Annotated in this window: 14 protein-coding genes; 4 read left to right on the top strand and 10 right to left on the bottom strand. The window is 71.7% G+C overall.

Annotation, left to right across the window (positions count from 1 at the left end; translation table 11 throughout):
• Together ACFVS6_RS28950 and ACFVS6_RS28945 are read right to left on the bottom strand one after the other, a co-directional pair.
• Window positions 1-819 carry a thioesterase II family protein gene (locus ACFVS6_RS28950; protein WP_389708359.1) on the bottom strand — a complete coding sequence of 273 codons (819 nt, stop codon included), beginning with the start codon at window positions 817-819 and terminating at the stop codon, window positions 1-3.
• Between the two features lie 75 nt (window positions 820-894).
• The gene (locus tag ACFVS6_RS28945) at window positions 895-1185 is read right to left on the bottom strand and encodes a hypothetical protein (protein WP_389708358.1); all 291 of its coding nucleotides are present in this window, start codon (window positions 1183-1185) and stop codon (window positions 895-897) included.
• 255 nt (window positions 1186-1440) lie between these two features.
• On the opposite strand from ACFVS6_RS28945, the gene ACFVS6_RS28940 reads away from it, so the two are divergent.
• On the top strand, window positions 1441-2298 hold the full coding sequence (locus ACFVS6_RS28940; protein ID WP_389708356.1) for a LuxR C-terminal-related transcriptional regulator: 858 nt from the start codon (window positions 1441-1443) through the stop codon (window positions 2296-2298).
• Window positions 2299-2361: 63 nt separating this feature from the next.
• Here ACFVS6_RS28940 and ACFVS6_RS28935 read toward each other — a convergent pair whose 3' ends face one another.
• Window positions 2362-2880 (bottom strand): hypothetical protein, encoded by a 519-nt coding sequence (locus ACFVS6_RS28935; protein ID WP_389708354.1) that lies wholly within the window; start codon window positions 2878-2880, stop codon window positions 2362-2364.
• 144 nt (window positions 2881-3024) lie between these two features.
• Here ACFVS6_RS28935 and ACFVS6_RS28930 point away from each other — a divergent pair, with 144 nt between their 5' ends.
• Window positions 3025-3705, top strand: a complete 681-nt coding sequence (locus tag ACFVS6_RS28930) for a TetR/AcrR family transcriptional regulator C-terminal domain-containing protein (protein ID WP_389708352.1) — start codon at window positions 3025-3027, stop codon at window positions 3703-3705.
• A gap of 57 nt (window positions 3706-3762) precedes the next feature.
• On the opposite strand, the gene ACFVS6_RS28925 is transcribed toward ACFVS6_RS28930, so the two are convergent.
• From ACFVS6_RS28925 to gdhA, 4 genes are all read right to left on the bottom strand, one after another.
• The gene (locus ACFVS6_RS28925; RefSeq protein WP_389708350.1) at window positions 3763-4680 is read right to left on the bottom strand and encodes a DMT family transporter; all 918 of its coding nucleotides are present in this window, start codon (window positions 4678-4680) and stop codon (window positions 3763-3765) included.
• A gap of 92 nt (window positions 4681-4772) precedes the next feature.
• Window positions 4773-5558 carry a thioesterase II family protein gene (locus ACFVS6_RS28920; RefSeq protein WP_389708348.1) on the bottom strand — a complete coding sequence of 262 codons (786 nt, stop codon included), beginning with the start codon at window positions 5556-5558 and terminating at the stop codon, window positions 4773-4775.
• On the bottom strand, window positions 5555-6907 hold the full coding sequence (locus tag ACFVS6_RS28915) for an AMP-binding protein (RefSeq protein ID WP_389708347.1): 1353 nt from the start codon (window positions 6905-6907) through the stop codon (window positions 5555-5557). Before ACFVS6_RS28915 ends, ACFVS6_RS28920 begins: the two co-directional genes overlap by 4 nt.
• Window positions 6908-6986: 79 nt before the next feature.
• Window positions 6987-8336, bottom strand: coding sequence for an NADP-specific glutamate dehydrogenase (gene gdhA, locus ACFVS6_RS28910; protein WP_389708345.1), 1350 nt, complete (start codon window positions 8334-8336; stop codon window positions 6987-6989).
• 216 nt (window positions 8337-8552) lie between these two features.
• Between gdhA and ACFVS6_RS28905 the strand changes: the two genes are divergently transcribed.
• On the top strand, window positions 8553-9047 hold the full coding sequence (locus ACFVS6_RS28905) for a DUF1772 domain-containing protein (protein ID WP_389708343.1): 495 nt from the start codon (window positions 8553-8555) through the stop codon (window positions 9045-9047).
• A 50-nt stretch (window positions 9048-9097) separates the two neighbouring features.
• On the opposite strand, the gene ACFVS6_RS28900 is transcribed toward ACFVS6_RS28905, so the two are convergent.
• On the bottom strand, window positions 9098-9676 hold the full coding sequence (locus tag ACFVS6_RS28900; protein WP_389708341.1) for a DUF1772 domain-containing protein: 579 nt from the start codon (window positions 9674-9676) through the stop codon (window positions 9098-9100).
• 289 nt (window positions 9677-9965) lie between these two features.
• On the opposite strand from ACFVS6_RS28900, the gene ACFVS6_RS28895 reads away from it, so the two are divergent.
• Window positions 9966-11096: an acyl-CoA dehydrogenase family protein gene (locus tag ACFVS6_RS28895; protein ID WP_389708339.1), complete on the top strand. Its 1131-nt coding sequence runs from the start codon at window positions 9966-9968 to the stop codon at window positions 11094-11096.
• A gap of 145 nt (window positions 11097-11241) precedes the next feature.
• On the opposite strand, the gene ACFVS6_RS28890 is transcribed toward ACFVS6_RS28895, so the two are convergent.
• Window positions 11242-15087 (bottom strand): amino acid adenylation domain-containing protein, encoded by a 3846-nt coding sequence (locus ACFVS6_RS28890; protein WP_389708337.1) that lies wholly within the window; start codon window positions 15085-15087, stop codon window positions 11242-11244.
• A 307-nt stretch (window positions 15088-15394) separates the two neighbouring features.
• Window positions 15395-16336: a ribose-phosphate diphosphokinase gene (locus tag ACFVS6_RS28885; RefSeq protein WP_281210119.1), complete on the bottom strand. Its 942-nt coding sequence runs from the start codon at window positions 16334-16336 to the stop codon at window positions 15395-15397.
• Window positions 16337-16343 lie beyond the last annotated feature (7 nt).

The raw sequence follows: 16343 nt of genomic DNA, 5'->3' as shown, positions 1-16343 counted from the left end.
TCAGATCAGCTCAACGTACTCATCCCCGGCAGGTGTCGTGGCTGGGGCCGCCGCGCGGGCCAGGGGGCGCAGCACCCGGGTGACGGCGTCCGGACGGCCCTCGAAGTAGAAGTGGCCGCCGTCGGCCCAGTGCCGCTCGGGCGGCGTGGCGCACTCGCGGGCCCAGGCGTCCAGCGCGGCCGCGTCGACGTGCGGGTCGTCGGTTCCGTTGAGCAGGGTGACCGGGACGTCCAGCGGGGCGGCGGGCCGGTAGTGGTAGCCGGCGACGAGCCTGAAGTCGGCCTTCAGGTGCGGGAGGAGCAGTTCCTGGACGGCCTCGTCCTCGACGACCTCGGGCGGCAGTCCGCCGAAGAAGCCGACGGCCTCGGTGAAGGCCCGGCCCTCCAGTCGGGCGGTTTCGACCACGCGGCGGGTCGGCAGCAGGGAGGGGGCGCTGCATCCGGAGACGACGAGGCCGGCGAAGCCGCGTACGCCGTCCAGCCGGCGGGCGACCTCGAAGGCGAGGGCCGCGCCGAAGCTGTGGCCGAAGAGCAGGAAGGGCCGGTCGGCGGTGGCGGCGGCGAGGGCGATTGCGGCGGCCGCTCCGTCGGCGAGGGCGGCGACGGAGGTGAGGGCCGGCTCACGGAAGCGGTGGCCCCGACCGGGCGGGCAGACGGCGAGGATCCGCGCGTCCTCTCCCAGGCCGGCCTGCCAGTCGAGGAAGGTCCGGGGGTTGCCGCCGGCGTGCGGGAAGCAGTAGACGCGGGTGGCGGCCGTGGCCTCGTCGGCGGCAGCGGCGGCGGTCTCGGGGGTCAGGAACCAGGGGGAGGGGGCAACCACGAGGATCAGCCATTCTCTTGCCGGTCGGTCAGTGGCGGGAGGTGACGCAGTGCAGGACGGGGCGGCGGTGGACGGTCAGTTCCAGCCAACGTCGTTGGTGGGGCCGGGAGCCGGGGTCGTGGTGGCCGGCGCCGGGGTGGTTCCGGTGGGCTGCGGGTTGTTCCAGCCGACGTCACCGGCGACCACGTGCGGGTTCGTGTTGTTCCAGCCGACGTCGCCGAGGCGCAGGTGGCTGCCGGAGTCGGTGGTGAGGGCGCCCTGGGCGATCCCGGTGACGACCGTGCCGACTCCGAGGGCGACGCCCGCGGCGGCGAGTCCGACGCGACCGCGGATTCCCGAAACGCGGCCGGTCCGACGAGTCACCATGTGGTTCTTCCCCATTTTGCCCAGTCCCCTCAAGTCGTTTCGTCTTCGGCCATTCCAGGAACGCCAAACCGAGGCGGTTTCCGGCGGTGGTGATCGCCGGGCGCCTTCTGCGTGTTCGTTCCTGCGGTGAGACCAAATCTCCCCTGCCGGGTCACGACGAGGTAGACCTACGATGGCTCCGGTTTACGCATTGCGGGAACCCACGGGGTCCAGACCGCTACAGACAGCTGCATACCGGACAGACAGGGGTGGCACGTGGACGTAGTCAAATACGTCGAAACCGCACAGAGCGGTGCACCTGAAGCGCTGTGTGCGGCGGCGGCGGGGGAACCGCAGGCGTTCTTGCGGGAACTCGCAACGCACCTCGGGCTATTGGCCCAGGAAGCCGCTCAACAGGCCGCGCGACCGGCCGCCGCACCGGCGGTGGAGGCCCACGCGGACGAGGTGGTGGTGGGGCCGGGGGTCCGTTACTTGCATGGTCTGGGCAGTATCTCCACCGCGATCAACGACGCCCTCGGCGCGGTCCGGCGGGACATCCTGACCGCGCAGCCCGACGGGGCGCGGCCGAGCGCGGTGCTGAAGGAGGCGTTGGAATCCGTGCGCCGGCACATCTCGGCGGGGATCGCGATGCGAACGCTCTATCAGCACACCACGCGATTCGACGAGGCGACGAAGGAATATGTCCGCGCGGTTACCGAATACGGAGCGCAGGTTCGCACATTGGAGGAATTCTTCGACCGGTTGATCATTGTCGACGACATCGCCTTCATTTCGGCGAACGAGGACCGTACCACGGCGATCTCCATTACCGAACCGACGATCGTACGATTTCTCCGCGACACGTTCGACAAGGCCTGGGACCGGGCGAAGCCCTTTCCCTTCGTGCCGCTGCACGCCGCGAAGGCGGCGGACGAAGTCGTTCCGGCGATCCGGGAGTCGATCAGCAGGCTGCTCGTGGAGGGCTACGCGGACAAGGCCATCGCCCGCCGCATCGGGATCAGCGAGCGCTCCCTCCAGGCCCACATCGCGGCCATCAAGCAGGAGATGGGCGCACTCAACCGGTTGCAGCTCGGGTACCTGCTGGGGCGCAACGAGGCCACCTACGTCCTGTGACCCGCCCCCGGGGAGGGGCGGGTCACACGGTGGGGGCCGGGCCGGGGCCCGGCCCCGGGGGCCTCAGACCAGGGCGGTGATGACGATCGCCGCGATGGAGGCGCCGAACACGACCACGTGGCGGGCGTTCTGGAGGACCCAGACCCACGCGGGGAAGCCGTCCTCGGCGGCCTTGAGCAGGGCGGCCACATCGACGCGGGCCAGTTCCTCGTCGCCCTTGCGGGCGAAGGCGGCCGTCACGGAGGGCACCGCGGTCAGGTTGCTGTACAGGATCACGCAGTTGACCAGCAGGATCAGCGACTGGAGGACGTAGGTCAGGACCGGGGACCAGGAGACGTCCAGGAGGTTGGCGCCGGCCGCGGCCACCATCATCGCGGCGAACGACACGGGGGCCCAGGTCTCGTGGCCGCCGGCGTCGAAGCGCATCCCGTTCTCGGTGAGGACGCTCGGCCGTACGCCCTGGCGGCGCAGTTCCGCCTCCGCGGCCCCCATGGCGGTCGCCCCGTAGCGGGCCCGGACGACCGGGATGCTCAGGAAGGCGGCGGCGACGAGCAGCTGGAGCGTGGCGACGAGCGCGTTCATGGTGAGTCCCCCTCATGCGGCTCCGGTTGGCGCCGCGTTCGACTTTCACTAAGTTCAAGGAGACTGTAGACCGAGACTTGAACTAAGTGCAAGAGCGGGACTGAACTTTGTGCAAGTGGGGGTCCGCGGCCTATCGTGAGCGCCATGGCACGCGACACGCTCACCCAGGAACACATCGTCCGGACCGCGATCGAACTCCTCGACGAGGAGGGACTGGACGGCCTGAACATGCGCAGCCTGGGCAAGCGCCTGGGCACCGCGGCCACGGCCGTCTACTGGCACGTCAAGAACAAGGACAACCTCGTCCTGCTCGCCGGCGACCACGTGTGGCACGAGATCGAACTGCCGGACCCGGAGGCGATCGGCTGGCACGCCGCGGCCACCTCGATGGCGCTGAGCCTGCACGCGATGCTGAGCCGACACTCGTGGCTGGTCCCGGCCTTCGGCTCGTACCTCTTCTACGGACCCGGCAAGGCCCGGTTCGACGACCTCAGCCTGGCCGTCTACGAATCGGCCGGATTCACCGGCCCGGAGGCGGACCGGGCGGCGGGCACCGTCTTCACGTACGTGCTCGGCAGCGTCCTCGGCACCTCCGCGGAAGCCTCGCTGATCCGGCGGTTGGGACGCGACGGGGGCGACCCCGAGGAGTTGATCCGGGAGACCGTCACCAAGGCGACCGAGGTCGCCCGGCAGTTCCCGCGGCTGCGCACGCGCGTCGACGGCCCGGCGGCGACCGAGTACGCCGCGGCGCCCGAGCGGACCTTCGAGTTCGGCCTGCGGATCCTGCTGGGCGGGCTGGAGGCCGAACTCACCGCCCGCGGCTGAATCCGACCGCCCGACCGCACCCGGCGGGCGCCGGGGCGGGCGCCGGGGCGGGCGGGATCACTTGCCGGCGGTGGCCTCCGCCGCCGCGGGCCGGGGCCGCCGGCGGGAGACCGCGACACCGCCGAGGCAGATCGCCCCGCCGAGCAGGGTCAGCCAACCGGGGACCTCGTCCAGGGCGAACCAGGCGATGACCACCACCACGGCGGGCACCGCGTACGTGGTGGCGCCCATCTTCCCGGCGGTGGTGCGCGAGAGCGCGTACGTCCAGGTGGTGAAGGCGAGGGCGGTCGGGAACAGGCCCAGGTAGACCATGTTGAGGGTGGCCGAGAGCGGGGCCTCGGGGAGCTGGGAGATCAGCTGCCAGGCGAACGGCAGGGTGCACGCCGTCCCGACGAAACAGCCGTACGTCGTCACCTGGAGCGGAGTGGCGTGCCGCAGCGCGGGCTTCTGCGAGACGACCCCGGCCCCGTAGGCGAGGGCGGCGACCAGGCACAGCAGCACGCCGAGGACCGAGGAGGAACCGCCGTTGGAGGTCGACACGCCCACGACGGCCGCGCCGACGAAGGAGACGCCCATGCCCGCCAGCAGCATCGGCGGGAAACCCTCCTTCAGCAGCCAGCCGCTGAGCAGGGCGATGACGATCGGGCCGATGTTGACGACCATCGCCGCGGTCCCGGCGTCGACCTCCTGCTCGCCCCAGTTCAGCGTCACCATGTACAGCCCGAACCAGAGCACGCCGGAAACGAGGATCCCGGGCCAGGCCTGGCGCGGCGGCAGCGGCACCCGCTTGACCAGGAGCACGACGCCCAGCGCGACCGAGGCCGTCAGCAGCCGGCCCAGCGCGAGCGCCCCGGGCCCGAAGTGCTCGGCCGCCGCGCGGATGGATACGAACGCGGAGGCCCACATCACGACCGTGATGGAGGCCGCTACGAGGGCGCGTTGATCGGTTCTGGGATCGCCAGCCGTTTGGTCCATGCGAGCAACGTACCGACGCCCCCCGGCCCTGCCTAGATGATCTCCGACGGGATCCGGCCGGCGCGGCCGGTACCGGTCGCGGCCCCCGCCCGTCAGGCCCCGGCGAAGGCGACGAGGTCCTCGGTGAGCGCCCGGACCACGGCGTCGTGCTGCTCCGCCAGGTAGAAGTGCCCGCCGGGGAACGACCGGAAGGTGAAGGCGGCGCCGGTCAACTGCCGCCAGTCCATGGACCCGGCCACGCTCGCCCGCGGGTCGGACTGCCCGCACAGCACGCTGACGGGGGTGCTCAGCAGCGGTCCCGGCTCGTAGCGGTACGTCTCGATCGCCTTGTAGTCGCTGCGCAGCGACGGCAGGATCAGCTGCCGGAAGTCCGGATCGGCGAGCAACTGCGGGTCCGTTCCGGAGAGTTCGCCGAGCCGGGCGATGAGCGCGTCGTCGCCGTCGATGTGCGTGGTCCCCTCCTCGGGCAGCAGCGGGGAGCGGCGGCCGGAGAGGACGAGGCCCCGCGGGGCCGTGCCCGCGCGCTCCAGGCGGCGGGTCAGTTCGAAGGCGAGGACGGCGCCCATGCTGTGTCCGAAGAGCACCAGGGGCTTGCCCAGCCAGGGCCGCAGCGCCCGCTCGACCTCGTCGACGAGGCCCGTCACCGTCTCGGGGCTCGGCTCGCCGAAGCGGTCCTGCCGGCCGGGGTACTGGATGGTGAGCACTTCGGCGTGCGGGGCGAGGTCGCGGGAGATCGGGAAGTAGAAGGAGGCGTTGCCCCCCGCATGCGGGAGCACGACGAGGACGGGTGCGTCCTGCGGTCGCACCGCGGTGTGGAAGCGGCGGATCCACGGGCTTCCGGTGGTGCGGACGTCCCTGGTGGTCTTGGCGATGGTCATGCGTGGTCCCCGGTGTCGTCCGTCAGCAGGAGCTTCTTCTGCGGTTTGCCCATGGCGTTGCGCGGTACGGCCGCGATGAAGCGGACCTCGCGCGGTCGTTTGTGGACCGACAGGTGCGCGGCGACGAAGTCGGTCAGTTCGCGGCCCGTGACCCCTTCGGCGACGACGAAGGCGACGATCCGCTGCCCGAGGTCGGCGTCGGGAACTCCGACCACGGCCGCCTCGCTCACCCGGGGGTGGTCCAGCAGCGCGTTCTCGATCTCGCCCGCGCCGATCCGGTACCCACCGGACTTGATCATGTCGATGGAGGCCCGGCCGACGATCCGGTGGACCCCGTCCGCCGCGTCGACGGCGGCGATGTCGCCCGTGCGGAACCAACCGTCCTCGGTGTACGCGGAGGCGGTGGCCTCCGGGCGGCCCAGGTAGCCGGAGAACAAGGTCGGTCCGGTCAGCTGGAGTTCGCCGATCTCCGCGCCGGGTTCGGCCGCGATGCGGGTCCGGATGCCGGGCAGCGGGGTGCCGACCGTGCCCGGGCGGACCTCGCCGCCGGCCCGGCCGCTGATGGTGATCAGCGTTTCCGTCATCCCGTACCGCTCCACCGGCCGGTGCCCCGTCAGGCGCTCCAGGTCCCGGAAGACCGGGGCGGGCAGGGCGGCGCTGCCCGAGACGAGGAGCCGGGCCCCGGACAGGGCCGCGGCGGCCTCCGGGTCGGCGGCGATGCGGGACCACACGGTCGGGACCCCGAAGCAGAGGCTGCCGCCCGCCTGCGCGTAGGCCCGCGGGGTCGGCCGGCCGGTGTGCACGAGGCGGCTGCCGGTGCGCAGCGCGCCGAGCACGCCGAGGACCAGGCCGTGCACGTGGAACAGCGGGAGCCCGTGGACGAGGGTGTCCTCGGCGTTCCACTGCCAGGCGTCGGCGAGGGCGTCCAGGTCGGCGGTGATCGCGGCGCCGCTCAGCACGACGCCCTTGGGCGGTCCGGTGGTGCCGGAGGTGTACAGGATGAGCGCCGGGTCGGCGGTGGGCACGGCCGGGAGGGACCGGGCGGGAGCCCGGCGGGCGAAGTCGACGTCGAGTTCGACGGCGCCGGAGTCCCGCAGGATGTGCTCGCGCTCGGCCGGTCCCGCGTCGGGCGGCAGCGGTACGAACGGCACCCCGGCCAACAGCGCGCCGACGGCCGCCGCGACGGTCTCCAACGAGGGCGTCGCCGTCACCGCGAAGGCCGTCGTACCCGCCACGTCGGCGGCGACGGCGCTCGCGGCGCCCAGCAACTCCTCGTACGAGGCGGTCCGTCCGGCGACGCTCAGCGCGTCCTTCCGATCGCCGTACGTCCCGTCAAGCGCGCTCAGCACGGATGGCTCCCTGTCGGTGGTGGAACACCAGGCTACGGCCCCGGCCCGGTACCCGGGCCGGGTGCCCCGGCTTCCGTCGTCAGATCACGCCCTGGGCGAGCATCGCGTCGGCGACGCGCTCGAAGCCGGCGATGTTGGCGCCGGTGACGTAGTCGCCGGGAGCCCCGTACCGCTCGGCCGTCTCGTACGCCACCGCGTGGATGTCGCGCATGATGCCCGCGAGTTCCTCCTCGACGCGGCCGGCGCCCCACGCCGTGCGGCCGGCGTTCTGGGCCATCTCCAGGGCGCTGACCGCGACCCCGCCCGCGTTGGCGGCCTTGCCGGGGCCGAAGGCGACTCCGGCTTCCTGGAACAGGTGGACGGCCTCGGGGGTGGTGGGCATGTTGGCGCCCTCCGAGACCGCCTTGACGCCGGCGGCGATGAGCGCGCGGGCGTCGTCGGCGCCGAGTTCGTTCTGGGTGGCCGACGGGAAGGCCACGTCCGCCGGGACCTCCCAGACCCGGCCGCCGGGCACGTACCGGGCGGAGGAGCCGCGCCGCTGCGCGTACTCGCTGACGCGCCCGCGCTCGACCTCCTTGATCTGCCGCAGCAGCGCCAGGTCGATGCCCTTGTCGTCGATGACGTAGCCCTGGGAGTCCGAGCAGGTCAGCGGGTTGGCGCCGAGCTGCTGGAGCTTCTCGATCGTGTACAGGGCGACGTTGCCGGAGCCGGAGACGACGGCGGTGAGGCCGTCGAGGGACTCGCCGCGGACGGCGAGCATCTCGGCGGCGAACAGGACGCTGCCGTAGCCGGTGGCCTGCGGACGGATCTCGGAGCCGCCCCATCCGGTGCCCTTGCCGGTCAGGACTCCGGCCTCCCAGCGGTTGGTGATCCGCCGGTACTGGCCGAACAGGTAGCCGATCTCGCGGCCGCCGACGCCGATGTCACCGGCCGGGACGTCCGTGTGCTCGCCGATGTGGCGGTACAGCTCGGTCATGAAGGACTGACAGAAGCGCATGACCTCCGCGTCCGACCTGCCGTGCGGGTCGAAGTCGCTGCCGCCCTTGCCGCCGCCGATGCCCAGGCCGGTCAGGGCGTTCTTGAAGATCTGCTCGAAGCCCAGGAACTTCACCACGCCGATGTCCACCGACGGGTGGAAGCGCAGGCCGCCCTTGTACGGGCCGAGCGCGCTGTTGAACTCCACCCGGTAGCCGCGGTTGACGTGGACCCGGCCGCGGTCGTCCGTCCACGGCACCCGGAAGATGATCTGCCGCTCGGGTTCGACCAGCCGCTCCACCAGGCCGGCCTCCGCGTACTCGGGGCGTGCGGCGAACACCGGGGCGAGGGTGTCCAGGACCTCGCGCACGGCTTGGTGGAACTCGGGCTGGGCGGGGTTGCGGCGTTCGATTTCGGCCCGCAATGCGTCCAGCCGGTGCTTCGGTTCGGTCACGGTCTGTTTCCTCTCCAGGCGTCGATGCCGGGCGTGCGGGCCCGCGGAAGCGGAGGGTACCCCGTGCGCCTGTGCGCGCCGAAAGGTGTCCATCGGTTGAAACCGGGTGCTATCAGCTCATCGGATTTGCCGGGACGTCGTGGATTTCCGCCCGTAGGATCGGCCGCGTTCGCAGGCTCGTTGACCGGATTTCGACTACGCACGGGGGAGCTCAACATGGAAACGGCACGGTTCGCGTCACTGATCGCGGCGACGATCACCACGGGCCTGGTCAGCGGTCTCTTCTACGGGTTCTCCGTGGCGGTGATGCCCGGTCTGAGGGCCACCGGGGACCGGACCGTCGTCGAGGTGATGCAGCGCATCAACGTGGCGATCCTCAACGGCTGGTTCATGCTGGGCTACCTCGGGGCGCTCCTGTTCACCGGGCTCGCCGTGGGCCTGCACGTACCGGCCGACGGGCGGGCGGCGCTGGGCCCGCTGATCGGGGCGTTCGTCTGCTACGTGCTGGCGATGGTGGTGACCGGCGTGGTGAACATCCCGCTCAACAACGCCTTGGCGCAGGCCGGTCCGGCCGACGGGCTCGCGGACCCGGCGGCCGTCCGGCGGGCCTTCGAGGGCCCGTGGGTGCGCGCGAACGTGTGGCGCACCCTGCTGTGCACGGCCGCGACCGGCCTGCTGGCCTGGGCGCTGGTCCTGCACGGCGGCGCCTGATCCTCGATCCCCGGGACGGCCCCCGCCGTGCGGTGGCCGTCCCGGCCCGGTCAGCGCGCCGTGGCGCGGCCGTGCAGCAGCAGGGCCCGGACGAGGGCGACGAGCGCCAGCGTGGAGAGCAGGGTGCGCAGGATGTTCGTGGTCACCCAGGTCCCCTTGAACCTGTCCACCACCGGGCCGGCGGACTGGGCCACGCCGACCGCGTCCGCGAGCTCGTCGTTCAGCGGGATGTTCACCGCGAAGGTGATCACGAGGACGGCGAGGTAGGCGACGGCGGCTACGCCCGCCGGAAGCGCGACCGCACGGTGACCCGCGCGCAGGGAGAGCAGCGCCGCGGCGGCGGTGGTGAGCAGGGCCAGGACGAAGACGCTCCCGAAGAGGCCGTTGCCGTCGATGGCCGCGTTGAAGCGGTCCATGGCGGTGACGTACGCGGCGTCGTCGAGCCGGGCGAGCCCCGGCATCACGGAGACGTCGAAGGCGAAGAACAGGCCGGCCATGAGCCCGACGAGCACCGTCGAGAGTCCGAGCAGCACCCCGGCGGCCCGTGCACCGCCCCCGGCGGCCGGGGCCGGTTCCCCCGTCGCCCGGTCGTGTGGATCCTGCCCCGGTACCGCTCCGTCCGGATTCATGACGCGTCCTCACCTGCCGTCGGCGGGCCCCGTACCCGCGCGCGGAGCCGATCGTGACATCCTCGCGGCCCGCCTGTCAGGGCATCGGAGCGTCCCGCCGGACACGACCGGCCCCGTGGCACCGGAAGGGCACGTACCGGCCCCGCGGGTTCCGGCTCGCGGTGGGCACATGGGTGTCGGCCGGCCCGTGTCGAGCGGACCACCAGCGGTGCTGGATCCGGCGGGGGGAGGGTTGGCCGCCATGCCACATGCCTGGCGCGACACCCGGAGAAGCAAGGAAGTGGCACTGATGCCGAGCCGGACATCGGACGCAGACCTGTACACGAGGGCGCAGCGGTTGGCCTCCGTGGCGGTCCGGTACGCGGACCGGGCCGATGCCGAGCGCGTGCTGTCGCCCGCGGTGACCGAGGGCATCGTCGACGCCGGGTTCGCCCGCCTGTTCGTCCCGACCCGCTGGGGCGGTGACGCCGGTTCCGCCGCCGACCTGCTGGGCGCGCTCGACGTGCTGTCCCAGGGGTGTACCTCGACCGCCTGGTGCGCGTCGGTCATCGCGGGCGCCGGTCGGATGGGTGCCTTCCTCCCCGAAGAGGGACAGCGGGAGCTGTGGGCCGCGGGCGCGGACACCCCCGTGGTGGGCGCGCTGATGCCGCGGGGCAGCGCGACCGCCGTCACGGGTGGCTGGCGGGTGACCGGTGAGTGGGACTTCACCAGCGCGGTCGGGTTCTCCGCATGGGCCCTGGTGTGCGCCCGGCTGCCGCAGGCCGGCGGCGGCCAGGTCCCGTGGTTCTTCGCCCTGCCCCGCCGGGACTACCAGGTGGCCGACACCTGGTCCTCGTTCGGGATGCGCGGCACGGCCAGCGACACGTTGCTCGCCGACAACGTCTTCGTGCCCGCGCACCGCGGCTTCGCCCGGCAGGACATGATCGAGGGACGCTGCGTCGGTTCCGACGCCCGCTGCCACACGGCCCCGCTGCGGCTCCTGAGCGGGCTGCTCTTCGGCGCCCCCGCGCTCGGCGCGGCCCGGGCCGCGCTGCGCGTACGGACCGCGGACACGGGGGGCCCGCAGGACGGTGCCGACCGCCGGCTGTGCCTGTCCCTCGCCCGTGCCGTGATCGCCGTCGACGCGGCCGGGCTGCTCTTGGCGCGGGCGGCCCGGGTCGCGGACGCCCCGCGGGCCACGGAGCTGGAGCTGGCGCGCACCCCGGCCGATTGCGCGTACGCGGTGGAGCAGTTGGTCGACGTCGTGGAGGACCTGATGCGCTCCGTCGGCAGCGCGACGCAGCTCGCCGGGCATCCGTTGCAACGCATCTGGCGCGACGTGCACAGCCTGTCCGGGCACGTCGCGCTGGATTTCGATCCGGTCGGCGACGCCTACGGGGCGCTCCTCGCGGACCCCGTCGACGGGCTCTGCTCTCCCTGACCCGTCCCCCGACCGGCCCGCCCCGCGCGGTCGCGGGAAGGAGAAAGCCGGTTACGGGAAGGCGAAAGCGGTCGCGGAAAGACGAAAGCGGTCGCCCCGCCGGACGGATCCGGCGGGGCGACCGCTCCTTCGTACCGCCCCGTTCCTACTCCCCGAGCAGGTAGCGGATGTGCTTCACCAGCTCGCCGATGTCGGGCGTGCGCAACAGGCTGTAGTGGTCGGCGTCGAGGTCGATGACCGTCGGCGGCGTGGCCGAGTACCCGCTGCTGTTCTCGATGAACGAGTAGTCGTCACCCCGGGCCTTGAAGATGGTCACCGGCGCGGTCAGGGTGCGCTCGGCCAGCTCGTGGAACGAGTACTCGAACTCGTACGTCTGGCCCACGACGTCGATGATGCGCTTCGCGAGGTCGACGTCGATGCCCTTGAGCTCGCCGATGAACTCGGCGAAGGACTGCTCGTCCTTGCCGACCTCCAGGCACTTCTCCAGGTCCGGGCCGCTGATGCTGCCGGTGAACACGGAGAACAGGATGGTCGTGTACGCCTTGTTCGCGTACGAGGCTTCACGGCCGTACACGGCGCCGTTCTCGGCGCGCACCGCCGGCGATCCCGGGGCGATCAGGAAGAGGTTCTCGACCGTCTCGCCCGCCTGCTCCAGCTGATAGGCGGTCTCGAAGGCCACCCGGGCGCCGAAGGAGTAGCCCCACAGGGTGTAGGGGCCGCTCGGCTGGAGCTCCTTGATGGCCGCGATGTCGGCCGCGGCCATCTCGCCGATGCTCGCGTAGGGGCTCTCGCCCTCGTTGATGCCGTGCGCCTGGATGCCGTAGAACGAGCGGCCCAGGCCGATCTCGCCCGCCAGGGTGCGCAGGTTCATCGGGTAGCCGCCCAGGCCCGGCCAGCACAGCACCGGCCGGCCCGTGCCCTCCTGGTGCAGCCGCACCAGGCGGGAGGACTCCTGCGCGACCTCGCGCTCCAGGCGCCGGGCGAGCTTCTCGACCGTCGGGGACTCCAGGACGCTCTGGAGCGGCAGGGAGACGCCGAGGCGCGAGTTGAGCTCGCGGATCAGGCCCACGGCGATCAGCGAGTTGCCGCCCGACTCGAAGAAGTCGTCCTGGACCGAGACGCTCTCGCGGCGCAGCGACTTCGCCCAGACCTCCGCGATCTCCTTCTCGGTCTCGGTGCGCGGGGCGACGAACGGCCGCTCCACGAGCTCGGCGTTGACCTGGTCGGACGCGGCCAGCGCCTTCCCGTCGATCTTGCCGTTGGCCGACAGCGGAAGCCGGTCGAAGACCACGACCCGGTTCGGGATCATGTAGTCCGGCAGGAAGCTGACGAGGTCGTCGCGGATCATCTCCGCCGGGCCGCGCATGTGGACGGTGTCCTCGCGCATGCCCTCGTGGCCGAGCTGCTCGTCGCTGACGCGGCCGCCGACGAAGAAGTACGACGGGCCGCTCGGCACGCCGCGCTCCGTCAGGACGGTGTCCATCCGGCGCGCCGCGGGCAGCGGGTTGCCGGTCTTGGAGCTGTAGCCGGAGGACATGAAGCCCAGGCCGAGCCCGTTCATCATCAGGTGCTGGAGCTTCTTGCCGAGGGTGACGTAGTGCATCCACGCCTCGGGCGCCCGGCTGACGACCGTGATGCCGAAGCTCGCGGCCTCGTAGACCGACTGGTTGATCGCGATGACGTGCTTCTTCAGGACGACGTCGTCGGAGAAGCGGGTGAGCGTGCCGTCGGCGTAGCGGTACTGGCCGGCGGGCAGGCCCGCGACCTTGCCGCCGTGCGTCTGGAGGTAGACCTCGGCGTGGTCCTCGCGCTGCCCGGTGTGCGGGACCAGCTCGAAGGTGCCCAGGTAGAAGTCCTCCTCCGGCACGTCGAGGCGCTCGCGGACGGCGGGCTCGTAGCCCAGGTCCCGGATGTCGAGGCCGTACGCGGGCAGCACCTGCTCGAACAGGCCGACGATGTGCCCGGTCTCGATCTCCAGGACTTCCTGGATGTTGTTCTTGTAGACCGGCTCGATGCCGCCCTTCTTGCCCATGAAGTGGACGTGGGCGGTGGGCCGGCCGGTCGGGGTCTTCTCGCTGATGAGCACCAGCTGGTGACGCACCGGCTGGTAGTAGTAGTAACCGGGCTTCAGCCCGGCGACGCCCTCCAGCTCGAAGTACATCTGCGTCGCGTACAGCGCGCCCGGGGAGGCGTAGCCGTACTTGGGGAGCAGCCGCTCCTCGCTGACGTACTGGCCGAACCAGCGCAGGATCTGGCCCAGTTCGGCGGGCGCCAGGTCGGCGGCCTTGCGCGAGTAGGCCGAGGCGACCTTCGCGCCGAGCAGGTCCAGCAGGGACGCCTCGGTGACGGCGCCGCCCTCGAAGAAGCGGTACGTCTTGCGGGCGAACACCCGGCCGCGCTGCTCCGGGGTCGCCTGGGCGCCGGGCAGGTCGTACGTGGCGCGTCCCGCCAGCTCCGAGTCGTCGCGCAGGCCCGGGTTGGACAGCTGCGCCTTGACCTGGAGCTTGCTCTTCTTCGAGGCGTGGTGGGAGCCGTGGTTGCCCTGGTCCATCAGGGCGGCTTCCTTCTCGCTCAGCTCGACGCAGGCGATCAGGTTCTGGAAGCCGGTGCGGCCGTCGTTCTTGACGATGACGGCGGCGTTGCGGACCCAGTCGTGGTTCTCGATCGCCAGGGAGATCTCGTCCAGCTCGACGCGGTAGCCGCGCAGCTTGACCTGGTTGTCGGCGCGGCCGGCGAACTGCACGGTGCCGTCCGGGTTCCACTGGCCCAGGTCGCCCGTCTTGTACAGGCGGACGGGCGGGGCGCCCTCGGTGAGTTCGACCTCCAGGAAGCGCTCGGCGGTCAGGTCGGGGCGGTGCAGGTAGCCGCGCGCCAGCTGGACGCCGGATATGTACAGCTCGCCGATCTCGCCGACGCCGATGGGCGACAGGTCCTTGTCGAGGATGTGGTACTCGGTGCCGTTGACGGGGCTGCCGATGGAGATGGACTGCGGTCCCTCGTCCAGGGCGGCCGGGTCGACGGTGTACGAGGACGAGTTGATGGTGCACTCGGTCGGCCCGTACAGGTTGATCAGGGCGCGGCCCGGCATCTCCTGCGTGGCCTGGGTCGCCAGGATGCGCGAGAGGGCTTCGCCGCCGCTGAAGATCTGCTGCAGCGAGGTGCAGGTGGGGAACTTCTCGGTGTCGATGAGGCCCTGGAGCAGCGTCGGGACGCACTGGAGGGAGGTCACGCCGTGCTTGACGATGGTCTCGATGAGGCCCTCGGGGTCGGCGTAGACGCCGGGGGCGCCCATGACGACGGTGGTGCCGTTGGCCGGGGAGAGGATCTCCCACTGCGCGGCGTCGAAGCTCATCGGGGTCTTCTGCAGGACGACCTTGGAGCGGTCGATGCCGTGTGCCTCGCGGAGCCAGCCGAGCTGGCTGACGATCGAGTCGTGCTCGATCATCACACCCTTGGGCTTGCCGGTGCTGCCGGAGGTGTAGATGACGTAGGCCAGGCTGTCCGGGCGCGCGCCCGTCGCCTCGGCCGTCGGGAGCCCGTCGGGGACGACGAACGCCTCGGACTCGCGCAGCGTGATGACGGTGACGTCCTTCGGGGCCAGCTCGCGCAGCCGGGACACCAGGCGCTGCTGGACCAGGATGATCTTCGCCTGGCTGTTCTCGATCATGTAGCGCAGCCGGTCCTCCGGGTACTCCGGGGACAGCGGCAGGTAGGCGCCGCCGGCGGACAGGATGCCCCAGGCGCCGATCATCAGGTCGAGCGAGGGCTCGACGAAGAGACCGACGCAGTCGTCCGCCGAGACGCCGAGGTGTCTGAGGTAGTCGGCCAGTCCTGAGCTCCTGGCGGCCAGTTCCCGGTAGGTGAGCTTGTCGTCACGGTAGATGACGGCGGTCGCGTCCGGGTGCTCGGCGACCCGCTCTGCGAGCAGGCCCGGCAACGTCTTGGTCCCGCGAAGGGTGGGCTCGAGCACGCTGGTCTCCTGAAGAGTCATTTCCCGCTTCCTTACTTTCCGTTGTGGAACAGCGGGCGTGCTCGGACGCCCGCGCCCACCGGGCTCCGGCGTTGCGGCGGGCCCGGTGGTGCGACGGCTCACCGTTCGTGGGGGGACCTCCGCGCGAGGCGGACGCCGCGGTGCGGTGGGCCGTCAGAAGCCGAGGTGGCGACTCGGCGAGAAGAACCGAAGAGCGCGGGCGCCGGGCCGTGGCCGCGGCGCCCGGTGGGAGCGGATCGACAGGCCGGGTGAGCCTGTTTTCCCCGTACGGACGGACGGGCCCCCGTCGGCCCGTCCGTCCGGGCGGTCACCGGCCTTGCAGCAGCCGGGTCACCGATCCGTTCTCGAACACCTCACGGGACGCGCTCGCGATGAGCGGGGCGATCGACAGGACGGTGACCTTGTCCAGTCCGAGGGCCCCGGGCACCGGGAGGGTGTCCGTGAAGACGAACTCGCTGACGCGCGAGTTCTTCAGGCGGTCCGCGGCGGGCCCGGAGAGCACGCCGTGGGTGGCCGCCACGATGACGTCCCGCGCGCCCTGGGCGAACAGGGCGTCGGCCGCGGCACAGATCGTGCCACCGGTGTCGATCATGTCGTCGACCAGGACGCAGACCCGGTCGCGGACGTCACCGACGACCTCGTGGGCCGTGACCTGGTGGGCCACGTCCTTGTCGCGCCGCTTGTGGACGATGGCCAGCGGCGCCCCCAGCCGGTCGCACCAGCCGTCCGCCACGCGTACGCGGCCGGCGTCGGGCGAGACCACCGTGAGGGACTCGCGGTCCACCTTGGCGCCTATGTAGTCCGCGAGGACCGGCATGGCGAAGAGGTGGTCGACGGGGCCGTCGAAGAAGCCCTGGATCTGGTCCGCGTGCAGGTCGACCGTGAGGATCCGGTCCGCGCCGGCGGTCTTGAGCAGGTCCGCCACCAGGCGGGCCGAGATGGGTTCCCGGCCGCTGTGCTTGCGGTCCTGTCGGGCATATCCGTAGAACGGCAGGATCACCGTGATGCTCCGCGCCGAGGCCCGCTTCAGCGCGTCGATCATGATGAGCTGTTCCATGATCGACTTGTTGATCGGGGCCGTGTGGCTCTGGACCACGAAGCAGTCGGCGCCGCGCACGGAGGCGTGGTAGCGGATGTAGATCTCGCCGTTGGCGAAGTCGATCGCCTTCGTCGGGACGAGCGTCGTGCCGAGCTCGGCCGAGATGGCCTCGGCGAGCCCGGGGTGCGCCCGCCCCGAGAAGAGCAGCATCTGCCCG

Origin of the sequence: Streptomyces sp. NPDC057939 (assembly GCF_042887545.1) — a bacterium.
GTDB lineage: Bacteria > Actinomycetota > Actinomycetes > Streptomycetales > Streptomycetaceae > Streptomyces.
The sequence above is the reverse complement of the archived record's forward strand: the minus strand, read 5'-3'. Positions and strand labels throughout refer to the sequence as shown.